The organism is Desulfobaculum xiamenense (assembly GCF_011927665.1).
Taxonomy (GTDB): Bacteria; Desulfobacterota; Desulfovibrionia; order Desulfovibrionales; family Desulfovibrionaceae; genus Desulfobaculum; species Desulfobaculum xiamenense.
On record NZ_JAATJA010000002.1, the window covers coordinates 162,941 to 184,885 of the forward strand.

At 66.6% G+C, this 21,945-nt stretch carries 21 protein-coding genes; 12 read left to right on the top strand and 9 right to left on the bottom strand.

What is annotated here, in order from left to right; translation table 11 throughout:
* Position 1 precedes the first annotated feature (1 nt).
* The 4 genes from GGQ74_RS08610 to GGQ74_RS08625 form a co-directional block, all read right to left on the bottom strand.
* Positions 2-2,686: a PEP/pyruvate-binding domain-containing protein gene (locus tag GGQ74_RS08610; protein WP_167941162.1), complete on the bottom strand. Its 2,685-nt coding sequence runs from the start codon at positions 2,684-2,686 to the stop codon at positions 2-4.
* Between the two features lie 20 nt (positions 2,687-2,706).
* Positions 2,707-3,096, bottom strand: a complete 390-nt coding sequence (locus GGQ74_RS08615; RefSeq protein WP_167941163.1) for a response regulator — start codon at positions 3,094-3,096, stop codon at positions 2,707-2,709.
* A gap of 317 nt (positions 3,097-3,413) precedes the next feature.
* Positions 3,414-5,399, bottom strand: coding sequence for a methyl-accepting chemotaxis protein (locus GGQ74_RS08620; RefSeq protein WP_167941164.1), 1,986 nt, complete (start codon positions 5,397-5,399; stop codon positions 3,414-3,416).
* Positions 5,390-6,730, bottom strand: a complete 1,341-nt coding sequence (locus GGQ74_RS08625; protein ID WP_167941165.1) for an HD domain-containing phosphohydrolase — start codon at positions 6,728-6,730, stop codon at positions 5,390-5,392. The genes GGQ74_RS08620 and GGQ74_RS08625 overlap by 10 nt, the downstream gene beginning before the upstream one ends.
* Positions 6,731-7,171: 441 nt before the next feature.
* On the opposite strand from GGQ74_RS08625, the gene GGQ74_RS08630 reads away from it, so the two are divergent.
* From GGQ74_RS08630 to GGQ74_RS08685, 12 genes are read left to right on the top strand one after another with little or no spacing between them, the layout of a single operon-like run.
* Positions 7,172-8,161 carry a protein kinase family protein gene (locus GGQ74_RS08630; RefSeq protein ID WP_167941166.1) on the top strand — a complete coding sequence of 330 codons (990 nt, stop codon included), beginning with the start codon at positions 7,172-7,174 and terminating at the stop codon, positions 8,159-8,161.
* 11 nt (positions 8,162-8,172) lie between these two features.
* Positions 8,173-8,625 (top strand): universal stress protein, encoded by a 453-nt coding sequence (locus tag GGQ74_RS08635; protein ID WP_167941167.1) that lies wholly within the window; start codon positions 8,173-8,175, stop codon positions 8,623-8,625.
* 24 nt (positions 8,626-8,649) lie between these two features.
* A complete protein-coding gene (locus tag GGQ74_RS08640; RefSeq protein ID WP_167941168.1) occupies positions 8,650-9,525 on the top strand; it encodes a universal stress protein in 876 nt (291 codons plus the stop codon).
* Between the two features lie 56 nt (positions 9,526-9,581).
* Positions 9,582-10,985, top strand: a complete 1,404-nt coding sequence (gene atpD, locus GGQ74_RS08645; RefSeq protein ID WP_167941169.1) for a F0F1 ATP synthase subunit beta — start codon at positions 9,582-9,584, stop codon at positions 10,983-10,985.
* Positions 10,982-11,365 (top strand): F0F1 ATP synthase subunit epsilon, encoded by a 384-nt coding sequence (locus tag GGQ74_RS08650; protein WP_167941170.1) that lies wholly within the window; start codon positions 10,982-10,984, stop codon positions 11,363-11,365. Before atpD ends, GGQ74_RS08650 begins: the two co-directional genes overlap by 4 nt.
* 5 nt (positions 11,366-11,370) lie before the next feature.
* Complete coding sequence (locus GGQ74_RS08655; RefSeq protein ID WP_167941171.1) at positions 11,371-11,685, top strand: AtpZ/AtpI family protein; 315 nt, start codon at positions 11,371-11,373, stop codon at positions 11,683-11,685.
* On the top strand, positions 11,672-11,962 hold the full coding sequence (locus tag GGQ74_RS08660) for an ATP synthase subunit I (protein WP_167941172.1): 291 nt from the start codon (positions 11,672-11,674) through the stop codon (positions 11,960-11,962). Before GGQ74_RS08655 ends, GGQ74_RS08660 begins: the two co-directional genes overlap by 14 nt.
* Positions 11,953-12,645 (top strand): F0F1 ATP synthase subunit A, encoded by a 693-nt coding sequence (locus GGQ74_RS08665; protein ID WP_167941173.1) that lies wholly within the window; start codon positions 11,953-11,955, stop codon positions 12,643-12,645. The genes GGQ74_RS08660 and GGQ74_RS08665 overlap by 10 nt, the downstream gene beginning before the upstream one ends.
* Positions 12,646-12,662: 17 nt before the next feature.
* Positions 12,663-12,941 carry a F0F1 ATP synthase subunit C gene (locus GGQ74_RS08670; protein WP_167941174.1) on the top strand — a complete coding sequence of 93 codons (279 nt, stop codon included), beginning with the start codon at positions 12,663-12,665 and terminating at the stop codon, positions 12,939-12,941.
* A gap of 59 nt (positions 12,942-13,000) precedes the next feature.
* Complete coding sequence (locus tag GGQ74_RS08675) at positions 13,001-13,762, top strand: F0F1 ATP synthase subunit B family protein (RefSeq protein ID WP_167941175.1); 762 nt, start codon at positions 13,001-13,003, stop codon at positions 13,760-13,762.
* The gene (locus GGQ74_RS08680; protein ID WP_342448605.1) at positions 13,749-15,299 is read left to right on the top strand and encodes a F0F1 ATP synthase subunit alpha; all 1,551 of its coding nucleotides are present in this window, start codon (positions 13,749-13,751) and stop codon (positions 15,297-15,299) included. The genes GGQ74_RS08675 and GGQ74_RS08680 overlap by 14 nt, the downstream gene beginning before the upstream one ends.
* Positions 15,296-16,162 carry a F0F1 ATP synthase subunit gamma gene (locus GGQ74_RS08685; protein WP_167941177.1) on the top strand — a complete coding sequence of 289 codons (867 nt, stop codon included), beginning with the start codon at positions 15,296-15,298 and terminating at the stop codon, positions 16,160-16,162. The genes GGQ74_RS08680 and GGQ74_RS08685 overlap by 4 nt, the downstream gene beginning before the upstream one ends.
* Positions 16,163-16,228: 66 nt before the next feature.
* On the opposite strand, the gene GGQ74_RS08690 is transcribed toward GGQ74_RS08685, so the two are convergent.
* The 5 genes from GGQ74_RS08690 to GGQ74_RS08710 all read right to left on the bottom strand — a co-directional run bounded on the left by GGQ74_RS08690 (position 16,229) and on the right by GGQ74_RS08710 (position 21,891).
* Entirely contained in the window at positions 16,229-16,711 is a 483-nt protein-coding gene (locus tag GGQ74_RS08690) for a hypothetical protein (protein WP_167941178.1), read from the bottom strand.
* A gap of 448 nt (positions 16,712-17,159) precedes the next feature.
* A complete protein-coding gene (locus GGQ74_RS08695; RefSeq protein WP_167941179.1) occupies positions 17,160-18,179 on the bottom strand; it encodes an ABC transporter ATP-binding protein in 1,020 nt (339 codons plus the stop codon).
* 16 nt (positions 18,180-18,195) lie between these two features.
* Positions 18,196-19,125 (bottom strand): metal ABC transporter solute-binding protein, Zn/Mn family, encoded by a 930-nt coding sequence (locus tag GGQ74_RS08700; RefSeq protein ID WP_245168221.1) that lies wholly within the window; start codon positions 19,123-19,125, stop codon positions 18,196-18,198.
* Between the two features lie 89 nt (positions 19,126-19,214).
* Positions 19,215-19,955 carry a 3'-5' exonuclease gene (locus GGQ74_RS08705; protein ID WP_167941181.1) on the bottom strand — a complete coding sequence of 247 codons (741 nt, stop codon included), beginning with the start codon at positions 19,953-19,955 and terminating at the stop codon, positions 19,215-19,217.
* 13 nt (positions 19,956-19,968) lie between these two features.
* Complete coding sequence (locus GGQ74_RS08710; RefSeq protein ID WP_167941182.1) at positions 19,969-21,891, bottom strand: putative nucleotidyltransferase substrate binding domain-containing protein; 1,923 nt, start codon at positions 21,889-21,891, stop codon at positions 19,969-19,971.
* Between the last annotated feature and the right edge of the window lie 54 nt (positions 21,892-21,945).

Consider the following 21,945-nt stretch of genomic DNA (forward strand, 5'->3'; position numbering starts at 1 on the left):
ATTATTTCGCAAAGGCTGTCTCGTCGCCGGTGGCGAGATGTTCCGCGGGTTCTTCGGGCATGTCGGATGCGTCGGACGCGTCCAGTACGACCGTGAGCAGGTCGGTCTTGATGCGGCTGCGTTCGCGGGCGGCGGCCGTGGCGTCGGCCATGATCATGTCCAGCTGGCGCGTGTGCACGATGAGGTAGCCCAGCACGGCGAGGCAGCGCTCCGTTTCCGGCGCGCTAAAGCCCTCGATGCGGGCGAAGAGGGCGTCCTGCCGGACTTCGGTGCGGAAGCCGTGACCCTCCAGCACCTCGGCCACGAGCCGGGCGCGCAGCACGCGACGGGGCAGGTCCGCACCGCCGCCCTTGAAGTGCAGGCTGGCGTAGTTGCCCGCGTCGTCCTCGGCGATGGCGGCCTCCACCGTGGAGAAGTGGAAGCCGTAGCGCGATTGGAGATTCACGTAGCCGCCGGAGATCAGGAAATAGTTGCGGGCGGAGAAGTCAGAACGCGTTGCGGGGTCGAGCCCCGGAGTGGACGCGGCACCAGCCAGCACGGAGAGGAAGCCCCGCGTGTCCACGGCGGGCGGTCCGGCCCACGGGACGGCCGTCATGCCGCGCCACAGGGCGAGCATGGGACGGCTGGCAATGTCGGCGAGGCGCACGGTATCGCCTTCTGGTTCGTTGGCGAAGCCGTCGTCGAGGTTGACCACCCAGTACTGCATGGGCACGTCGCAAACGAGGCGCTTGCTGCACATGGCCGGGAAGGGCGTGTCCGCGCTGCGTGCGAACATGTCGTCCACGGATTTCTCGTGGCAGTAGCGGGTGATGTCGTGCAGCGTCTCGCAGGATTGCGGGCGAAAGTCCGGTGAGGACGGGTCGCGTAGCGTCAGGGGCACGATGTGCCGGGCAGCGCGTTCGAGCGTCGCGTGGACGGGGCTGCCGATCATGAGGTTTTTGGGCCTTCGCCGTGGAGCGAGCAGGGCGTCCACGCGGCCCGCATAGATGGTGCGCGAGTCCGCGTCCACGGTGACGGTACCTGCGCCTTCGAGGGCGGAGAGCGCGCCGGATAGGCCCATGATGGCGGGCACGTCGAATTCGCGGGCCACGTTGGCGAGGTGCCCCGCCGCGCCGCCGTGCTCCGTCACCACCGCCGAGGCAGAGGGCAGAAGCGCCGCCCAGCACGGCAGGGATTGCGCCGCCACGAGTACCGCCCCGCGCGGAAAGTCCAGCGCGTCCGCATCTCGGCGGACGACGAAGGCCATGCCCGCACCCGCACCGGGGCTTGCGGTGACGCCACCGGCCAGCAGTGGTCGGGCGTGTGGCGGCGGCTGCGGCAGCGATCCGGGCACATGGTCCTCGCCGGGGGCGGACAGGGCGCGGGCCTGAAGGATGATCAGCCCATCCTCGGCGGAAAGCGCCCACTCCACATCTTGTGGGGTTCCGAAATGCTCCTCGATGCGCAGGGCCATGTTCGAGAGGCGGATGGCTTCCGCGTCGCACAGGCTGGCGCTGGTGCGGAGTTCTAGGGGGACGGGCGTCTTGCGGATGCCTTCGTTGCGGTCCGTCTCGATGCGCGTGGACTTGTCCGCGATGTGTGCGCTGACGAGGCGCGCCGGGGCGTCGTGGTCGCCCCGCGCCACGTGCAGAACGTCGGCATCCGCCGTGCCGTCCACCACGCCCTTGGGCAGCCCCCAGACGGAATGCACGGCCACACGATCGCGGCGGCCGCTCAAGGGATCGGCGGTATAGGCCACCCCGCTGGCCTGCGCGTCGATCATGCGTAGCACGCCGACGCACATGGGCACGTCCTCGTCACGGATGCCGCGTGTGGCGCGGTAGCTCATGCCCGTGACACCGTAGGTCGCGGCGACGATCTCGCGGTAGACGTCCGCGACGTCCTCGGGGGCGACGTTGAGTTCCGTGTGGAATTGGCCTGCGAAGGTCGCGCCCGCGGCATCTTCGCCGATGGCGCTGGAACGCACGGCAAGGCGCAAGCCTTCGCCGTATTCGTCCACCATGGCCCGCACGTGCTCGGCGATATCCGCTTCGAGGCGGGGCGGCAGTTCCGACGCAACGACGAGTTGGCGCAACGAGGACGACAGGGCGTAGAGTTCGCTCAATTCCGTCGCCCCTGCGGCCTGAATGCGGCGTTCGATTTCCTCGCGCAGGTCGTTGTGGTCCATGAAGGCGCGGAAGGCCGAGGCCGTCACCGCGAAGCCGTCGGGCACGGGAAGGGAGAGCCTGCGGCCGATCTCGCCAAGTGTGGCCATCTTGCCGCCGACTTCGTCGATGAGCGTGGTGTCGATGGCGTGCATGGACACCACGAAGGGGCCGGATACCGCGTGCCGGGCGGGAGCGATGCAGGCTCCGATCTCGGCGCTTACTCGGCCGAAGGCGTCGGGTAGGGCGTCGTGGCGTCCGGGGGCGAGGGCCATGAGATCGCGGATGATGGCGTAGACCTCGCTGCCGCAGCGCGTGCAGCGGGAACGGACGAAGTCCATGCCGAAGGGACGTCGGCCTTCGAGGGCTTCCTCGATTTCGGCCATGATGCCAAGCGCGCGGTTGTTGGCGGCCAGAAGCTGACTGAAGTGCAGGCAGCGCTGCCTGTGGGCGTTAAGCATGCGCTCCACTTCAGCCTGATCCGGCTCCTGTGCGCCGCCAAAGAATGCGCGCAGACGGTCCGTCAGTCTCTTTCCTGCCATGCCGCCTCCGGTTGGGAGCGTCAGACGTTGGCGCCGTGGCGTTTTCGCGCCATGGCGTCCTGAATCTTGAAGAGCAGTTCGCTTATCCCCACCGGCTTCAGTAGGTAGTCGAACGCGCCAAGGGCCATGCCCTGATGCGCGGCCTCCAGGCTTGCGTGACCGGTGAGCATGATGACCTGCGCCTCCGTGCCGATGCGGCGCATTTCGCGCAAGGTTTCGATGCCGTCCATGCCGGGCATGCGCACGTCGAGGATCACGACGTCGAAGGTGGCGGCTTCGAGCGCCGCGAGCGCCTCCCTGCCGCCGGGGACGGCCAGCACGTCCACGCCACGCTTGCCGAGGCGCTTGGTCATGAGCTCGCGGAAGTCATGTTCGTCGTCCACCAGAAGGACGCGTGTGGGGGTGTGCATCGTCGCTCCTTTTTGTGACCAGTGCGCGGGAGGCCCCGTCCCCGGGAGGAGGGCGCGTTGATTGGGGATCGGGGCCAGCCTCGCAACACGCTGTACGATCATCGAATAGCAATGTGCGTACCAGCGAATCGAAATGGCGGTATGTTTCTATAATATCCTGTATTCGCGTGGGAAATTATCTGGCAAGAACTGCGCGTGGCGGTGTCGCGCATGGCGCGATGGCTGCGGGATCGGCCGCGTGCTTGTGCAGTGGACCTGGGCGGGGCTGTGGTCCCGGCCGCCATGCGGCCGGGACCGTTTCCCGAAGGCTTAAGGAGCTATGCCTTGTTGGTACGGGATTCGTTGACGAGCATGGACTCGATCATGTTGCGCAGCTCTCCGGCCAGACCGCTGAGGGACGAGACGGCCTCGTAGGAGCGGACCATTCCCGTGGCCGAGTCGTGGGCGATGCGGGTCACTTCGTCCACGGCGCGGCTGATCTGCTCCGAGGAGGCGGACTGCTGTTCGGATGCCGAGGCGATGGCTTCCACCTGCTGGGAGTTGAGGTCCACCAGCCGGACGATTTCTTCCTGTGATTGTCCGGACCGGCTGGCCAGATCGGAACTGCGTTCCACGGCGGCCGTGGCCGCGCGGACGTTGGTGATGTTTTCCTGCGCGGCGGTCTGGATGGCCTGAATGCTCTGGTCCACCTGCTTGGTGGCGGCCATGGTCTTTTCGGCGAGCTTGCGGACCTCGTCGGCCACCACGGCGAAGCCGCGTCCGGCGTCTCCGGCGCGGGCGGCCTCGATGGCGGCGTTGAGGGCCAGGAGGTTGGTCTGGTCCGCTATTTCGTTGATCACGCCCATGACTTCGCCGATGGATTCGACCTGCCCGGCCAGCTTGTCCATGCCGCTTCGCATGTTGTCCGCGTGGGCGGAGACCGATGCGATGGCCTCCACGGCCTGCGAGACCATGTCCGCGCCGTCCACGGCCTTGTCTTTGGCCGAGTTGGCGTGCTCGGAGGCTTGTCCGGCGTTTCTGGCCACTTCCACCACGGCGGTGTTCATCTGGTCCATGGCGGTTGCGGTCTCGGCCATGCGCTGACTCTGAATGGTTGCGCCTTCCTTGACCTGCGCGATCATGGCCGCCAACTCCTCGGCGGCGTCGCTCACGCGGTTGGAGACGCTTTCGGCCTGATGGGCGGATTCCTTCATGCGTTCCCACAGGGCCGTAGTGCGTTGTTCCTGTTCCTGCGCCTGACGCATGGCGACTTCGGCGCGCTGGGCCTGATCGCGCGCCTGTTCCTCCTTGTCGCGCACTTCGAGGAGCTTCTGGCGCAGCTGGGCCACCATGCGCGTGAGGTCGTTGCGAAGCGCTTCGAATTCGCCGCTGAACGCGCCCTCGGGCTTGGCGTCGAGGTTGCCGGAGGCCACGTCGTGCGAGAAGCGGGTCAGCGCGGCCAGTGGGCGGGTGACGGAATAGATGATCCACAGGATGGCGAGGGTGATGATTGCCGCTGCGGAGATTTCGATGCCGAGCACGCTGTTGGCCATAATCCTATTCACGCGAGCGCGCTGCTCGGCAAAGTGGTCGCGCAGGGCGTACACGGCCGGTTCCGCGTTTCTGGCGTTGTCTACCAACTCGTCGAGCAGGATCTGCTGGCGTCCCACGTTGTCAACGTAGGCGGCGAAGGCCTTGTGGTACTCGTTCCACACGGCGTCGAGCTTCCTGCGGACGTCTGGGGCGATCTGCATGCCGTCGAGGGTCGCGAACATCCGCGTGGCGGCGGCGTTGGCCTTTTCGAGATAGGCGGGCTTGCGCCGGATCATGAAGTTCTTTTCGTGGCGGCGTATCTGGAGCAGTTCGATGATGATCTCCGGCTCGCGCAGGGGACGGAAGGCTTCCTCCAGCGCGCGGGCCGCCTTGATGAAGGCGTCGCGCAGGCCTTCGTCCTCGGTGAGGCCGATCTCGCGCTCAAGCTCTGCGGCGCTGACGAAGCTCTTGTGGTAGTTATCGAGCGCTGCAGTGGCTCTGGTGCAGTTGGCGGCCATCTCCGGAGAGTGTGTGGCGATTTCGCCAAGGATGCTCCGCGCCTGCGCCATGTGCTTTTTCTCCTGCTCTACATAACTCCACTCCTTCCGGATCATGAAGTTCTTCTCTTCGCGGCGGCATTGGAGAATCATGCTTGCGGCGTCCGTGGACATGTTCTGCAGGGAGAGCATGCGGTTTGAAATGTGTTCACCGTAGCGCGATACGCCGAAGACGCCGATGAAACAGAAAATTGTGACTCCAAGAAGCAGAAGCAGCTTGCGCTTTACTGACATACGACCAACTCCCCGTTTTTGAATGAGATACGATTGGAACCGACAAGGGCCTCCAGTGCGTCGCAGACGTGCGGATCGTATATGGAGCCACGTCCTTCCGAAAATTCACGCAGGGCGACATCGAGCCCGAGGGCCGGGCGGTAGGGGCGATGGGCGGACATGGCTTCGAGCACGTCGGCCACAGCGATGACCCTCGCGCCGGGATGAATGTCCGCGCCGGAAAGGCCTTTGGGATAGCCGCTGCCGTCGAGGCGTTCGTGGTGCTGATGGATGATGGTGCCCACGGGCCAAGGGAACGGGATGTTCTTGAGGATTTCCAGGCCGACGGTGGGGTGGTTCTGGATGATGTTCAGCTCGCCGCAGACGAGGCGGGCTGGTTTGCTCAAAATGGCCATGGGCACGCAGATCTTGCCGATGTCGTGCAGAAGCCCGGCGATGCGTATGGCCTCGGTCTCTGCGGCGTCCATGCCCAGCTCGTGGGCGAGCAGGCAGGCGATCTGCGAGACCTTCTGCTGATGCCCGGCGGTGTAGAGGTCCCGTTTTTCAAGGGTCATGGACAGGGATTTCACGGTTTCGTTGAGCAAAACGGCCATGTCCTGATGGCTCTTGCGCAGGGCGTTTTCCGTGCGCTTGCGTTCAGAGATGTCGCGGGAGATGGCGGACATGGCGGTGACGGCGTTGTTGCAGACGATGGGCGAGTAGGTCACCGACACGGGAAAGATCTGGCCCGAGGCATGGCGGCGCAATGTTTCGTAACGCGGAACCGGGCGGCTGTTGGAGATCTCTTCGAGGATGTAGTGCATTTCGCCGTCCATGCCGTCTGGAAGCACGTCGAAGATGCTGTGCCCGAGGGCCTCCGGTGCGCGAAGCCCGTAGATGCGTTCCGCGCCGTGGTTGAGGCTCTGGAATCGGCCCTCCAGCGAGATGCTGAAGATGGCGTCCTCCGAGGAATCCACGATGGTCGCGAGTCTGTTGATTTCCGCCTGTGCCCTGCGGCGTTCGGTGATGTCCGTGAGGATGACGATGATGCCCTCTGCGCCTCTCGGCCCGTCGAGGCGGGAGAGTCGGACGCGGAAGGTGGCCGTTTGCGGGGTGGGGAATTCGCGCTCGAAGGTGGTCATGGTCGCCCCGGAGTCCGTGAACTGTTCGATGTCGGGGCGCATCCATTCTAGCAGGAGGTCCGGACCGTTTCCGGCGATGGGCTCTCGCGGGATGTGCGCGTGTTCCAGAAGGCTTTCGGCCGCGAGATTGATGTCCGTGAGGCTCTGGTCGTTCGCGAGGACCATGGCCGCCTGGGGAAGGCTGTGGAAGATCGCCTTGTATCGGTGCACGCTTCGCTCCTGCTGAAATCTGCGGTGGAAGACATCGCCGTCGCGCCGGTTGGTGGTTGCGGCGTTTCGTCAAAAGCAAAGGGTATGCCATGTTTTCCGCGCTCATCGCGCAATATCAGTAAGCTTTTATTCTCGCGGAGCTTGGGAATGCATATTGCACACACCACTGGTTGTGTCCCGGGTGTCGTGGCGGGACGCGCAATGCGTTGCCAGAATCACGCAACACAGGGGTGCCTGTGGCGAGCGGAAAAATGCCTTTCTCGCAATGGCATGAGCTATGCTTTTGAAATCCATGGATTGTATGGTCCGCTGGCCTCGCGTCGGCCGGAGCGACGCGGTGGCGAGTGAATGAGCGGTTGACGCTACACGCGGCGATTGGTCTGTGCTATGTTTCCGGTGGAAAGTTGTGTTCGTGCCGGATGATGCAAGCGGAGGTGACCGGTGTCAGAAGAGGTTCGCGATCTGGTCAGGCGGTTCATGCCGGAGTTCCCCGTGGCGCGCTGCGGGCAGATATACACGGACACCACCGAGTTCATGAACATCGACTACGGGGACGTGATCCGGCTCGGTGGGCTGCACTACATGGTCCTGCGCGACGAGATGGAGCGACGTTTCGGCATCGAGGACCCGAAATACTGGGTCAAGCGCTGCCGCGTGTTGGAGACCGGCGAGCGCCGCATCGTGAAGCTCGTGTTCCACGAGAACTTCCCCCTGCGCATCGGCAGCATGGAGGTGCGTTGCTTCAGAAGCCCGGAGAAGGAGGCGCGCATCCTGAACCTCGTGCGCGGCGATCACCGCTTCATGCAGGGGCAGCCCACCGTCGATTCGCGCGGGAACATCGTGCGCATTCTCGAACTCGTGCAGGGCCGCCGGCTCGACTCCATCGTCGAGGGGCTGGAGATGACGCACCGAGACTACTTCTTTCAGGTCTTCCCGGACATTCTCGAACGCTTCATCGACGCCTGCGAGGCCATCGGCTTCCTGCACTCGCGTTTCGAGAAGCACGGAGACATCCGCCGCGACCACCTGTGGGTGGAACACGCCACCGGGCGCTACTGCTGGATCGACTTCGACTATACCTTCGACTTTCAGGAAAACCCCTTCGGCCTCGACCTCTTTGGGCTGGGCAACATCCTCGTCTTCCTCGTCGGCAAGGGCGACCTCATCCGCGAGGTCTTCCGCGACAGGGGCTTTACCACACCGGAGGAGATGGGCCTCGTGCACGAGGACCACTCCATCGTCTTCGCCAACCGGGTCGTGAACCTGCGAAAGCTCTATCCATACATCCCCGAACAGCTCAACAACGTGCTCATGCACTTCAGCGCGGGCACGTTCGTGTACTATGATTCCGTGGACGAACTGCTGGCCGAACTGCGCCCCTGCCTGCCCCTGCTGCGGCAGGCCGCACGGGCCGAGAGGGCCGGAACATGACGGAGGAGCGCATGGACTGCAAACGCATACTCGTGGCCGTGGACACGTCCGAAAACTCACTGCGCGCGGTGAGCTATGTGGGCGAAATGGTGCGCAATACCGAAGGCGTGCATGTCGAACTGCTGCACATCGTTCGGCTGCCGCAGCGCGACCTGTATCCCGACGAGGTCTCCTTTCAGGAGCAGCTGCGGGTGCAGGAGGTGGAGTCCCAGAATTTCCTCGAAGATGCGCACGGCATTCTCGAAGGCAAGGGACTCCCTTCCGGGTCGGTGACGGAGCGGCAGTTGTGCATCACCGTGCCGTCCATCGCCCAGCACATCCTGCGCATCCAGAAGGAAGGCAACTTCGGGACCATCGTCGTGGGGCGGCGCGGGGTGAGCAAGGCCGAGGAGTTCCTGTTCGGCAGCGTGTCGAGCAAGATCGTGCACTACGCCAAGAACTGCTGTGTCTGGGTCGTCGGCTAGGCGCGCAGGCGAAAGAGGGTGATTATGGACAAGCACCTGCTGGTGACCGTCAGTGGCGAGGAAAGCGCGATGCACGGCATCCGCTTCATTCTGCATTTCTTTCGCAACGTGGAAAATCTGAAGCTGACTTTGTTCTACACCGCGCCGCGTCCGCCAGCCGTGTGGGAGCACGAGAAGAATTTCGAGTCTCTCGACGAGTTCCAGCGCCTGTCGCGCAAGGCCGAGGCCAAGGGCCGCCGGGCCCTCGAAGAGGCGAGGCGCTTCGTCTGTTCCCTCCAGTTCGGCGAGGAGCAGGTGGACGCCAAGTTCATGTTCCGCCAGCTCTCCACGGCCATGGACATCCTTCAGGAGGGCGAGAAGGGCCTCTACGACGCGGTGGTTCTTGGCCGTCGCGGGCTGACCCGGCTCGAACTGCTGGCCGAGGACAGCGTGAGCAAGGAGATCATCGGGCACGAGTCCATCGCGCCCATGTGGATATGTCGTTGGCCGGAGAAGCACCGTCAGCACGTGCTCCTGTGTCTGGATGGCTCCGACGCGAGCTATCGCATGGCCGACCATGTGGGCTTCATGCTCGCCGACGAGCCGGAGCACTACATTCGCCTCATGCGCGTGGTGCCGTCCGGCACGCGCACCCACCGCGAGACGGACGATATCTTCTCGCGGGCCACGGAGATTCTCGCCGCCAACGGCGTTCCGGAATCGCGCATCCGTATCGCCGTGCGCGAGGGAACGCCGCCGTGGCGCGCCATCATGGAGGAAGCCGAGGACGGCATGTACGCCGTGGTGGCTCTCGGACGAACGGGCAGTGGCGGCGGACTGTTCAAGCGCCTGTTTATGGGGTCGACCTCGGTCAATCTCATGCGCGAACTCGTGGGCGCCGTGCTGTGGGTGCGCCCGTAGCATCGAAAAACGCGGAACCGGACCGCGCAGGGGGTCCGCAGGCAGGAGGGCGCAGGGTGACGGCATCCCGGACCGGGAACGGAACATTCGAGGGCGTGGTGGACGCCGTGCGCGGTGGTGTGGTGGACGCGAGCTTCGATGGCGAACTGCCGCCGCTGCGCACGCTCCTGCGCGCCGGGCCGCAGGGTGCGGCCGTTCTGGAGGCCGCGGCGCATCTGGACCGTGCGCGGGTGCGCTGCATCGCGCTGACTCCCGTGCAGGGGCTGGCACGCGGCGATGTGGTGCGCGGCGAGGGCCGCACGCTGGAGGCCCCGGTGGGCGACGCGCTGCTCGGGCGCGTGTTCAACGTCTTCGGCGACCCCATCGATGGAAAGCCCGCGCCAGAGGCCGAGCGTCACAGCGTTCACGCCAGCCCCGCTCCCCTGTCGGAGCGTGTGGCGGGCGAGGAGTTCTTTCCCACGGGCATCAAGGTCATCGACCTGCTGGCTCCGCTGGAGCGCGGCGGCAAGGCTGGGATGTTCGGCGGCGCGGGCGTGGGCAAGACCGTGGTCATCACCGAGCTCATCAACAACATGGCGGGCCGTCACAAGGGCGTGAGCATCTTCTGTGGCATCGGCGAGCGCTGCCGCGAGGGCGAGGAGCTGTACCGCGACATGGTGGACTCCGGAGTCATGGCCTCCACGGTGATGGTCTTCGGACAGATGAATGAGCCGCCCGGCGCGCGTTTCCGCGTGGGCCTGCCCGCCATGACCATGGCCGAGCACTTCCGGGACGCCGAGGGGCGCGACGTGCTCCTGCTCATCGACAACATCTTTCGGTTCATACAGGCGGGCATGGAGCTGTCGGGACTCATGGGGCGGCTGCCGTCGCGCTTGGGCTATCAGCCGACCATGGCCACGGAGCTTGCCGAACTGGAGGAGCGCATCTCCAGTTCGCGCCGGGCTGCCATCACGTCCATCCAGGCCGTCTACGTCCCGGCGGATGACCTCACGGACCCGTCCGCCGTGCACACCTTCGCGCACCTTTCGGCCAGCATCGTGCTCTCGCGCAAGCGCGCTGGCGAGGGCCTGTATCCGGCGGTGGACCCGCTGCAATCCTCGTCGCGCATGCTGTCGGCCGACGTGGTGGGCCAGCGCCATTATGACGTTGCCCGCGAGGTGCGGCGTACGCTGGCCACGTACGAGGAGCTCAAGGACATCATCGCCATGCTCGGGCTGGAGGAGCTTTCCCGCGATGACCGGCGCACCGTGTTTCGCGCCCGCAGGCTGGAGCGCTTTCTGACGCAGCCGTTCTTCACCACTCGGCACTTCACTGGGCTGGACGGGCGCATGGTGGACCCGGAAAAGACCGTGGAGGGCTGTGCGCGCATCCTCGATGACGAATTCGCCGACATGCCGGAGTCCGCCCTGTACATGATCGGCGAGGTGGACGAGGCCCACGGCCGGGGAGGCGCATCGTGAGGCTGTCCATCGTGCTACCGCTCTCCGTGTTTCTGGAGGAGGAGGCCGCGAAGGTCGTGGCGCTTGGCGCGTACGGCTGGTTCTGCCTCAAGCCCCGCCACGTGGACATGGCCACGGCGCTGGTGCCGGGCATCCTGTCGTGGTGGGGGGGCGATGGCCGCGAACGCTTCGTGGCCGTCAATGGCGGGCTGCTGGTCAAGGATGGCGACACGGTGCGCGTGGCCACGCGGCATGCCGTCTCCGGCGAGCTGGGGCACCTGCGCGAGGCCGTGGACGCCATGACCGCCGATCTCGATGACGCCGAACGCGCGGCCCGGACGGCCATGGCCCGGCTGGAGGCGCGGTTCGTACGCGGAGTTCTGGACTTCGGAGCGAGGTAGCGGGCGTGACGCACAAGTTCGCTGGAGACGTGGATCGGCAGGAGCGGCGAAGACTCCATGGGCGGCGGGACAACCGTCCGGAACTGCTGCGAGGGCTTGGCATGTTCGGGCTGGTGGGGTGGGCCGTGGCCGTCCCGGTGCTGGCCGGTGCCTTCATTGGCCTGTGGATCGATCTTTCGCGTCCGGGGCGCTATTCGTGGACGCTGATGCTTCTGGCGCTGGGGCTGTTCGTGGGCTGCGCCCACGCCGCCTACTGGGTGGGCAGGGAGCGCCGCTCCATTCTTCGCGACAAGGAGGAACGCGACCATGGGACCCACTGATCCCGCATCGCTGGCTCTGGCCCTTGGCTGGGGTGGACTGATCGGCGTGGTCTATTTCGGTGGGCTGTGGCTCAGCCTGCGCGGGCTCGCGGGCCGCGCCAGACCGCGCGCGGCCTTTGCCGCGGCCTATGTGGTGCGCCTGTCTCTCGCGCTGGCGGGCTTCTGGTCCGCTCTGGCGCTTGGGCCGCTGGCGCTTGCCGCGAGCATGGTCGGCTTCGTGGCCGTGCGAGGCGTCATGGTCCGCCGTCTGGGCGCGGGAGTGCGGGCATGGAAATAACGCCGGACATGGCCGTCTACTGGCGCTTCGGGCCTGCGGTCCTCAACCGGACCATCGTCTTGACGTGGCTGGTCATGGTGCTTTTGGTCGGTGCGTCGTGGCTGGTGACGCGGCGCATGGTCGCTCATGGTGACATTCTGGCCGGGGTGCGCGTGCCTCGCTGGCAGACAGTGCTGGAGGCGACAGTCCTCGCCGCGCTGGGGCAGGCGCGCGAGATTCTCAATGCCGACGCCGGGCGGCTCATGCCTTTTCTGACCACGCTGTTCCTGTTCATCGCCGTTTCGAACCTCGTGGGGAGCATCCCCGGGTTCGACGCTCCCACGGGGTCGCTCTCAACCACGGTGGCGCTGGCGCTGTGCGTGTTCGTGCTCGTCCCGGCCCACGGAATCATGCGCGTGGGGTTTCGGGCTTATCTGCGCAACTATCTCCAGCCCACGGCCCTCATGCTGCCGCTTAACGTGTTCGCGGAGCTGTCGCGGACCATGGCGCTTGCCGTGCGTCTGTTCGGCAACGTCATGAGCGGGCGGATGATGGGGGCGATCCTGCTGGTCATTGCGCCGCTTTTCGTGCCTGTGCCCATGTTGGCCCTCGGGCTTCTTCTGGGCATGGTGCAGGCCTACATTTTTGCGGTGCTTGCCGCCGTGTACATCGCCGCCGGAATCGAGACGGAAAGCCAACACTGAACCGACAAGGAGTTTCCATGGACAGCCTGACCATCATCGCCGCGTCGTCCATCATCGCCGCCGGACTGGCCATCGGCCTCGGAGCCATCGGTCCGGGCATCGGCGAGGGCCACGCCCTCGGGCGCGCCCTCAACTCGCTGGCCCAGCAGCCCGACGAGGCGGGCACCATCACCCGCACCCTGTTCGTGGGCATGGCCATGGTCGAATCCACGGCCATTTACGCCTTCGTGGTGACCATGATCCTGCTCTTCGCCAATCCGTACTGGAACTATTTCCTGTCCAAGGTCGGTGGTTGAGGACCGTTGAACGGCGTGCGACGCGCAATGCCGCGTTGGCAGACAAAGGGAGAAACGGCGTGCTCATCGACTGGTTCACGGTAGTCGCGCAGATCGTGAATTTCCTGATTCTGATCTGGCTGCTCAAGCGTTTCCTGTACGGTCCCATTCTGCGGGCCGTGGACGCGCGGGAGGCGGCCGTGGCCGCGCGCGTGCGCGACGCCGAGGCCGCCCGCGAGGAGGCCAAGGCCCGCTCCGACGAGCTTCGGCGCGAGCGCGAGGCCTTCGAGGACGAGCGAAGCGTGCTCATGGAGCGGGCGCGGACCGAGGTGGAGGCGTGGCGCGAGCGCGCCGAGGAGCGCGTGCGCGGCGAGGTGGAAGCCCGGCGCGTGCGCTGGCTGGAGGCCCTCGACTCCGAACGCGCCGAGTTCGAGCGCGCGCTGGCCGAGCGCGTGGCCACGGAGGTGCTTGCCGTGTCACGGCGGGCGCTTTCGGACCTTGGGGACAGCGCGCTTGACGAGCGCATCGCCTCGGCCTTCCTGCGTGAGGTGCGCGCCGCCACGGACGCCCATGCGGCGGGAGCCGTGCGAGTGGGCACAGGAACCGAGGTCGGCGCGTCGGCGCGGACCATGGTCGATCAGGGACTTCGCGAGGTCTTCCCAAAGGTGACGGACGTTGCCTTCGTCCCCGTTCCGGAACTTGGCCTCGGCATGCGGCTTGAGACGGGGGACACGCGCCTGTGCTGGACGCTGGATGGTTATCTCGATGGGCTGGAGGAGCGGGTGCTTCGGACGCTGTCCGCCGTTTCCCGGCCGAAGGAGGCTCGACGTGAGCGGGAATGAGCGTTCCCTCGACGCCGCGCTCGATAGCGGGACGCAGGCCGTGTCCCGCGCCCTCGACGGCTACGAGTATGATTTGCACGCCGAGGAGGTGGGCCGCGTCATCGCCGTGGGCGAGGGTATCGCGTGGGCCGAGGGCCTCGGCGGCGTGGGCGCGGGCGAGATGGTGGTCCTTGGCGGTGCCGTGTCCGCGCTGGTCATGGATATTCTGCCCGACAGGCTCGGTCTGGTCCTGCTGGACCCGGCCGGAGACCTTGCCGCCGGGGATGAGGCCGTGCGCACCGGGCGCGTGCTGGATGTCCCCGTGGGGCCACAGCTTTTGGGGCGGGTGGTGGACCCCCTCGGGCGGCCGCTGGACGGCGGCGGCCCCGTGGACGCTGCTGCCCGCTGGCCCGTGGAGCGCGAGGCTCCGCCCATCATGCACCGCGCGCCGGTGCAGCGTCCGCTGGAGACGGGCATCACCGTGGTCGACGCCCTCATCCCTGTGGGGCGCGGCCAGCGCGAGCTGATCCTTGGCGATCGGCAGACGGGCAAGACCTCGGTGGCCCTGTCCGCCATCCTGAATCAGCGTGGGCGTGAGTGTCTGTGCGTGTATTGCGCCGTGGGCCAGCGTAGTTCCAGCGTGGCGGGCGTGGTGGACACCCTGCGCGGGCAGGGCGCACTGGAATATACAGTGGTGGTCGTGGCCGAGGGCGGCGAGCAGCCGGGCCTCATCTATTCGGCTCCCTACGCGGCGGCGAGCATGGCCGAATATCTCATGGAGAACGGGCACGATGTGCTCGTGGTCTATGACGACCTCACTCGCCATGCCGTGGCCTACCGCCAGTTGTCTCTGCTGCTGCGGCGGCCGCCGGGGCGCGAGGCCTATCCCGGCGACATCTTTTATCTGCATTCGCGGCTTCTGGAGCGGGCCACGCATCTGCGCGGCGAGTTTGGCGGCGGCTCCGTGACGGCGCTCCCGGTCATCGAGACCGAGGCCCAGAACATCGCGGCCTACATCCCGACCAACCTCATTTCCATCACCGACGGGCAGATCTACGTGAATCCCGACCTGTTCCGGAAGGGCCAGCTGCCCGCCGTGGATGTGGGACGTTCCGTGTCCCGCGTGGGCGGGCGGGCGCAGCACGCGGGATATCGCCGCGTGGCCGGAGATTTGCGTCTGTCATATTCGCAGTTTCAGGAACTGGAGGCCTTCGCCCGCTTCGGAACCCGCCTCGACGATGCCACGCGCCGTACGCTGGAGCATGGTCGACGCGTGCGCGAGTCGTTTCGGCAGGGGCGCTTCGAGCGGCTTCCCGCCACGCGGCAGGTGGCGCTACTCTACGCAGTGACGCGTGGCGCGTTCGACGCCGTTGACGTCGCGGCCATGCCCGCCCTGCGTGAGCGTCTGGCCGATGCGCTGTCCGGACGTCCCGACGTGGAGGAGCGCCTGCTCGCCGCCGGAAAGGACGATGCCGTGTGGGGCGAGTTGGACCGCATCATCGACCGCGTCTTCGCCGATGCGGCCCCGACCCCGGACGCCGGAAGCGGGGTGCCATGATCACCCTCGAAGCCCTGGAGAAGCGCATCGCCACGGCGGGGAGCCTGCTCTCCGTGGTCACGTCCATGAAGAATCTGGCTGCGGTGAACATGCGCCAGTTCGAGCGGGCCGTGGAGGCGCTGGATGCCTACGCAGGCATAAGCGACCAGTGCTGGCGCGTGCTCCTGCGTGGTGGCGGGTTGCGGCCCATGCCCGCGCGGGGGCGGGCCGTGTGTTTCGTGGTGGGGGCCGATCAGGGGCTGTGCGGCACCTTCAACGAGGCCGTGGCGTTGCGGGCGTTGGAGGTGGCATCGGAACTCGACGCTTCGGACGGCGTGGACATGTGGGCGTCGGGCGAGCGGGTGGTGGCCGCACTGGCCGACGCGGGACGCGCCGTGCCCGTGAACGTCGCCCAGCCCGCCGGTCTGGCGGGCATCGCTACGGCTGCCATGGCCGCCGTGCGTGCCCTGCCCGAGCAGCCGGGGCCGCTGGTTGTGGTGCACAACGCCCCTGCGCAGGGTGGCGGCTTCGCCACGCAGGTTCTGCACGTCCTGCCGCTCGACGCCGCATGGCTTGAGGAGCACCGCGCCACGGGTTGGCCCCGGCGCAACCTGCCCATGTCCGGCCTGCCCCGGCGTGAGTTCTTCGCCCATCTCTTCGGGCAGTACCTGTTCATTTCGCTCTATCGCGCCTTCGGGCGCTCCATGGCCGCCGAGAACGCCGCGCGTCTCGCCTCTATGCAGCGGGCCGAGAAGAACATTGAGGAGATGCGCGACGAACTGTCCATGCGCCACCGCGAACTGCGTCAGTACATGATCACGGCCGAACTGCTGGAGGTCGCGGCGGGTTTCGAGGCCCTGCTTGGCGATGCCACCGCCGTGTGACGCAGACGAAAAGACCCCCGACGCGCGAGGCGACGGGGGCCAAAAACTTCCGAATCTACGGGCTACTTACTGGACGGCGTCCTGCGAGCCCACGTCCGTCAGGCGCGAGAGGTAATCCTTCACCTCGTCGCTTCCCTTCCACGACTCGAAGGCGGTCATCCATTCCCCGAAATCCATGTACTCTTCGTCGAGCACGGACTCGTGTCCCTGCATCCACAGGCCGAAGAGGTACATTTCGAGCTTCAGCTCCTTGGTGTCGAAGGTCTTGTCCACCAGTCCCGGAGGGTACTTGGTGCCGTCGTAGATGGTTGCGACGTGGGCACAGACCTCGGTGCACGAGCGCTGGTAGTCGATGAGGCTTCCGTCGTAGCGCTTGGCCAGTTCGAAGAGATGGGGAAACTTCTGCTCGACGTCGGCGAGAGTGTCGGCGGGAATGCCGATGCGCAGGGCTTCGCCCTCTTCGGCTTCGATGAAGTAGAACCGCAGCCAGTTCTCGAATTTCATGACTTCCGCCACGTCGGCCACGGCGTGATTGAGCGTGCTCGCCATAGTGCTTATGCCTCCATTCCGGTCAGGGATTGCGTTGTGCAGAAGTTCACAAGTAGGCATCCGGACGGTCGGCGTCAAGGGCAATGTGCCCGTCCCGCAACCTCAATTGGTCGTGTTGGCGCTGTGGCTGGGCGTATCGTTCGTGGATGGGTGCGAGACGTAGGCTCCATGGCCGTGCCGTATCGTTCATTGCCACATGCAAGCCGATAGCTCCGCCGACCAAGGGGCCGCTGGCCCCTTGGAACCCCGATGAGGCGATGGACGTGGTCGCCGTTGGCGCGCGTTGCGGCTTTTATTCAACAATTCCAATATGTAAGGATTCTCAAGGGAATTATTCCCTTGAGCGGGGTCCGGGGCAGCGCCCCGGCCGCCGGAGGCGAACATTTCGTCCGTGCCCGGCCGCCGGAGGCCATACCCGCCATGCGACTCACGTCGTCACGCAGGGCGTTTAGGCCAGATGGCAGGCGACGAAGTGGCCGGGGGCGACTTCGCGCCACTCGGGCATGCTGCGGGAGCACGTGTCCACGGCCTGCGGGCAGCGGGGGTGGAAGGGGCATCCCGGCGGCGGGGTGATGGGGCTTGGGATGTCGCCGCCGACGCGCTCTGTGCCGCCGCGCGCCTCGGGATCGGGCACGGGCACGGCGTGGAGCAGGGCGCGGGTGTAGGGGTGGCGGGGTGCGGCGTAGAGGGTCTGCCTGTCGGCCAGCTCCATGAGCCTGCCGAGGTACATCACGGCCACCCTGTCGCTCACATAGCCCACCACGGCGAGGTCGTGCGAGATGAAGACGAGGGTCAGGTTCAGGCGGTCCTGCAATTCCTGCAACAGATTGATGACCTGCGCCTGAATGGAGACGTCCAGCGCGGAGACGGGTTCGTCGCAGACCACGCAGTCCGGGTTGAGGGCGAGGGCGCGGGCGATGGCCACGCGCTGGCGCTGCCCGCCGGAGAATTCGTGCGGGTAGCGGGCCGCGTGCTCGGGGCGTAGCCCCACGAGGCCCAAGAGCTCGCTGACGCGCCGTGCCCGGTCGGCGCGGGGCATGCCGTGGATGGCCAGCGCCTCGCCGACCGTCGCGCCGATGCTGCGGCGTGGATTGAGCGAGGAGAAGGGGTCCTGAAAGATCATCTGCATCCGGTGCGGGTAGCCTTTGAGAAAGGCGTGGTCCGCCTGCCAGATGTCCTGCCCGTCCACCAGGATGCGGCCCTCGGTGGGGCGCTCCAGCCGCAGCAGCAGACGGGCGAGGGTGGACTTGCCACAGCCCGATTCGCCGACGAGGCCGATGGTTTCGCCGCGAAGCACGCAGAGGTCCATGCCGTCCACGGCGTGGACGACGCCGCGCGTGGTGCCGAGGGGGCCGCCCTGCACGGGGTAGTGCTTCTTCAGGCGTTCGATGCGGATGAAGTCGTCGATGGCTGTTCTCCCTTGGGCTGCTTGGGCAGGGCCCCGGTGCGGTTCCTGATGGGCACGCATGGTGCAGTGTCGCGCGTCAAAAGGCAAGGGCGTCGGCGGGCCGCAGTGCGCCGTGGAACGCACGCGCCACGCAGCGCATGTTGGACAGCCAGTCGTGCGCCAGCGGGTCCGCCGGGACGACCTGCCCGTCGATGCCACGGGCGATGGCCTCCACGCCGCGCCGCGAGAACTGCGGCTGTACGAAGATGACGTGGACACCCGCCGTGCGGGCGCTTTGCACAAGGTGCGCGAGGTCGCTCGGCGAAGGCTCGCGGCCGTCTTGCTCCACGGCGATCTGGCGCAGGCCGTAGTCGCGGGCGAAGTAGCCCCACGAGGGATGGAAGACCATGAACGCGCAACGTCCGTCGGCATTGGCGGGGGCCGCGCAGTCCGGCGGCAGCGTGGCGAAGAGGGACGTCAGTTCGTTGTCCAGCGCGGTGATGTCGTCGGCCAGCGCCCGGTGCTGCGCCGCGTAGTATTCGGCGTGATCGGGGTCGATGGTGGCGAGCTCGTCGCGGATGATGTCGGCCATGATCAGCGCGTTGCGCGGCGAGAGCCAGACGTGCGGGTCCATGTGCTCGCCGTCGTGGCCGTGGTGCCCATGGCCCTCGTGGTGGTGCCCGGAGATGGGGATGCGCTCCAGCCCGGCGGCAAGGTCCACGATGCGCATGCGCGGGTTGGCGGAGGCGAAGCGCGGCAGCCATGCCGCCTCGAAGGGCACGCCGATGGCGAGGTAGAGGTCCGCCTTGGCGAGGCGCGCCATCTGGCCGGGCTTGGGATCGTAGGAATGAGGCTGAGCGCCGGGGGGCACCATGACCTGCACATCCACGTGCCCGCCGCCGATGCGTTCGACGAAGTAGCGTTCCGGAAGGATGCTGACTGAAACGTGCACGGGGCCGCCGAAGGCGGGGGCGGTCCATGCCGCGCACAGGACGAGGCAGACGAGAAGCGTGTTCCAAAGGCGCATGATCATTCTCCTTGCCCCCGGTCTATCCCCCCGTGGCCCGCTCCTGTCAATGATTGGCGCAGAATGCCCGGCCCGCGTCGGGGCATTGTCTACATGTACCACCGCCAGCTGCGTCCGGCCATGTAGAGGTCGCGCAGGGTCTCAATGCCGCCGGAGCGCAGTTTCTTGACCAGAAACAGGAAGAGATAGGCGGTCTGCATGGCGTCGTGGAAGGCGTTGTGCTGGTCGAAGGCGGGCAGGCCGAAGCTGCGTGACAGGTCGCCCAGCTGGTAGGACACGCGCGAATCGAACTGGTCGTAGTAGTTTTCCCAGCGTTCCTGTCGGTAGACTTGTGCGAGGCGCATGGTGTCCACGCAGGGCGTGCGCAGTCTGCCGCCGAGGATGTCCAGCGATGCGCGGTTGAGGAAGGACATGTCGAGACCCACGTTGTGCCCCACGATGAGCGAGTCCCCGAGGAAGTCGAGCAGGCTCGGAAACACCTCGCGCAGGCGTGGAGCGCCTTCCAGCATCTGCGGGGTGATGCGGTGGATCATGGTTGCCACCTTGGGTACGCGTCCGCGTGGCGCCACGAGGGTGTAGAAGCTGTCCGCCGTGATGGTCAGCCCCCGGATGCGCACCGCGCCGATGGACACGATCTCGTCCGTGCGCGGCGAGAGTCCGGTCAGTTCCGTGTCGAGCACCGTGAATTCGTACTCTGCAAGGGGCCGGTCCTGATCGAGGCTCGCGAAGCGCTCGCGGTTTTGTGCGAGGGCGGGGTGCGTCGTCTCGCCGCGCAGCAGGGCGAGCAGGCGTGCCCATGGAGTCGGTGTGTTTCGTCGGCTGGCGTGCATGCGCATTTCCCCGTCAGGCCACGTTGAGGCGAAAGACATCGCGGATGAAGCCCTGAAGGCCGGAGATGACGGTGAAGGCCTCCTTGAGGGTCTTCTTTTCCAGTTCCGAGAGAGCGTCGGGGCGCACGCGGTTGTCCGGCTCGCGGCCCTCGCGAATCTGGCGCATCTGATGCACGAGGCGAAGCTGCATCAGGAACTCGTAGGCTTCGGCGGCCTCGGAGGCGAGGTCCGCCGCGATGTGCCCGCCCTCGGCCAGCAGGTGTAGCCTATCGAGGGTGTTGGTTTCGGCGATGGCGTGGCGCAGGGCGAAGAGCCGCGCGAAGTCCACGAAGGGCACGAGGCCGCGCGTCTTGAGGTCCAGCGTGTCCTTGTGCTCGCCGTCCTTCTCCACGATGAAGCTGCGAAAGAACGACAGCGGCGGGCGCGCGGCGAGGCAATCCCGCGCCAGATGCCGCAGGAATACGCCCTCGCGCGATGCGTGGGCCGTGACGTGCCGCCGCAGGGCCTCGCCCAGTTCCGTGTGGCCGTAGCCGGGGCGGAAGTCGAAGAAGATGGTGGCGTTGAGCACCTCGCGCGGTTCCGGCAGAATGAGCATGCCCTCGAAGAAGTCCCGGAAACGGGCGAAGGGCATGCGCCATTGCGGGTTGGAGGCCATCATGCCGCCGGGGCAGGGCGGATAGCCGCAGCGCCCCAGATGTTCGATGGCCTCTGCGCTGAAGGCCGCGAAGTAGGCCTCCGCCCGCGCGGCTTCCTCCGCGTCGGCCGGGTCGCCGTGGATGAGGGCGTTGTCCTGATCGGTGTGGAAGGTCTGCTCGCGGCGTCCCTCGCTGCCCATGAGCATCCAGCAGAAGGGCACCGGCGGCGGACCCATGCGGTCCTGAAGCATGGTCAGGAGCTTTTCGAGGATGAGGTCGTTCAGCACGGTGATCATGCGCGTGATGTTTCCGGCCTTGGCTCCCTCCTCGATGAGCGAGCCGACCACCAGCGGCACCTTTTGCGACAGGGGATGAAGGCCTTCGAGGGTCCGTTGGGCCACGATCTCGCGGAACAGGGACACCGGGGAGCGCCCCTGAAGGACCATGATGTCGTGCGAGGTGACCATGCCCGTCACCCGCCCCTCGCGCAGCACGGCCAGATGGTGGATCTGGCGGGCCATCATCGAAAGCAGCGCGTCGAAGCACATGTCGCGGTGGCTGGCCGTGACCAGCGGGGCGCTCATGATGAATTCCACGGGTGCGGCGGGGTCTTCGCCCTCGGCCACGGCGCGGCGCAGGTCCTTGTCCGTGACGATGCCCGCCGGGCTGCCGTCGGGTGCCGTCACCAGAAGCGAGCCGATGCCCTCGGCCATCATGATCGCCGCCGCGTCGCGGACGCTGCGGCCCGATTCGATGGCCAGCGGCTCGCGGTGCACGATGTCCCCCAGCCGGGTCGAGAACAGGGTGAGCGGGCTGTCGGCGCACAGGTCCGCGTGCTGGCGGCGTAGCTCCGAGAAGGCGCGCGAGACGTAGTGCTCCGAAAGGTTCTTCAGAAAGTGGCGGGACACGGCGGGGTGCGTCTCCACCAGCCGTCGGAATTCGGCCGCGGGCATGCGGAAGACGAAGGTGTCCTCGATGGTGTCCGCCGTGAGGCTGGCCGGGGCGTTGCGGATGATGCCGAGTGCCCCCACGATACCGCCCTCGCCGCGATAGTCTACAAGCCGGTCCTCGCCCTGTTCCTGCATGAGATAGAGCTTCACCCCGCCGCGTTGGATGATGAGCAGGTGTTCGACCGTGGTCTTGCCCTGCGTGAGCAGGCGCGTTCCCTTGGGCTGGAAGTCGATGGTGCAGGTGCGGGCGAGGGCCGCGAGGGTGGCGTCGTCCAGCTCCGAGAAGGGCAGGACGCGCTTCAGGAAGGGGATGATTTCCGCAGGCTGCGCGGCAAAGACGTCGTCGTGCATGGTGACCTCGCGGGCTTTGGGGCGTGCCGCTCGGCGTGGTGTCCCCCGGGAGGC

Bases quoted from the DNA above. Each gene is read 5' to 3' on its own strand.
- GGQ74_RS08610 (WP_167941162.1), bottom strand. From the start codon at position 2,686: ATGGCAGGAAAGAGACTGACGGACCGTCTGCGCGCATTCTTTGGCGGC.
- GGQ74_RS08615 (WP_167941163.1), bottom strand. From the start codon at position 3,096: ATGCACACCCCCACACGCGTCCTTCTGGTGGACGACGAACATGACTTC.
- GGQ74_RS08620 (WP_167941164.1), bottom strand. From the start codon at position 5,399: ATGTCAGTAAAGCGCAAGCTGCTTCTGCTTCTTGGAGTCACAATTTTC.
- GGQ74_RS08635 (WP_167941167.1), top strand. From the start codon at position 8,173: ATGGACTGCAAACGCATACTCGTGGCCGTGGACACGTCCGAAAACTCA.
- GGQ74_RS08640 (WP_167941168.1), top strand. From the start codon at position 8,650: ATGGACAAGCACCTGCTGGTGACCGTCAGTGGCGAGGAAAGCGCGATG.
- GGQ74_RS08660 (WP_167941172.1), top strand. From the start codon at position 11,672: ATGGGACCCACTGATCCCGCATCGCTGGCTCTGGCCCTTGGCTGGGGT.
- GGQ74_RS08665 (WP_167941173.1), top strand. From the start codon at position 11,953: ATGGAAATAACGCCGGACATGGCCGTCTACTGGCGCTTCGGGCCTGCG.
- GGQ74_RS08670 (WP_167941174.1), top strand. From the start codon at position 12,663: ATGGACAGCCTGACCATCATCGCCGCGTCGTCCATCATCGCCGCCGGA.
- GGQ74_RS08685 (WP_167941177.1), top strand. From the start codon at position 15,296: ATGATCACCCTCGAAGCCCTGGAGAAGCGCATCGCCACGGCGGGGAGC.
- GGQ74_RS08690 (WP_167941178.1), bottom strand. From the start codon at position 16,711: ATGGCGAGCACGCTCAATCACGCCGTGGCCGACGTGGCGGAAGTCATG.
- GGQ74_RS08695 (WP_167941179.1), bottom strand. From the start codon at position 18,179: ATGCGTGCCCATCAGGAACCGCACCGGGGCCCTGCCCAAGCAGCCCAA.
- GGQ74_RS08700 (WP_245168221.1), bottom strand. From the start codon at position 19,125: ATGCGCCTTTGGAACACGCTTCTCGTCTGCCTCGTCCTGTGCGCGGCA.
- GGQ74_RS08705 (WP_167941181.1), bottom strand. From the start codon at position 19,955: ATGCACGCCAGCCGACGAAACACACCGACTCCATGGGCACGCCTGCTC.
- GGQ74_RS08710 (WP_167941182.1), bottom strand. From the start codon at position 21,891: ATGCACGACGACGTCTTTGCCGCGCAGCCTGCGGAAATCATCCCCTTC.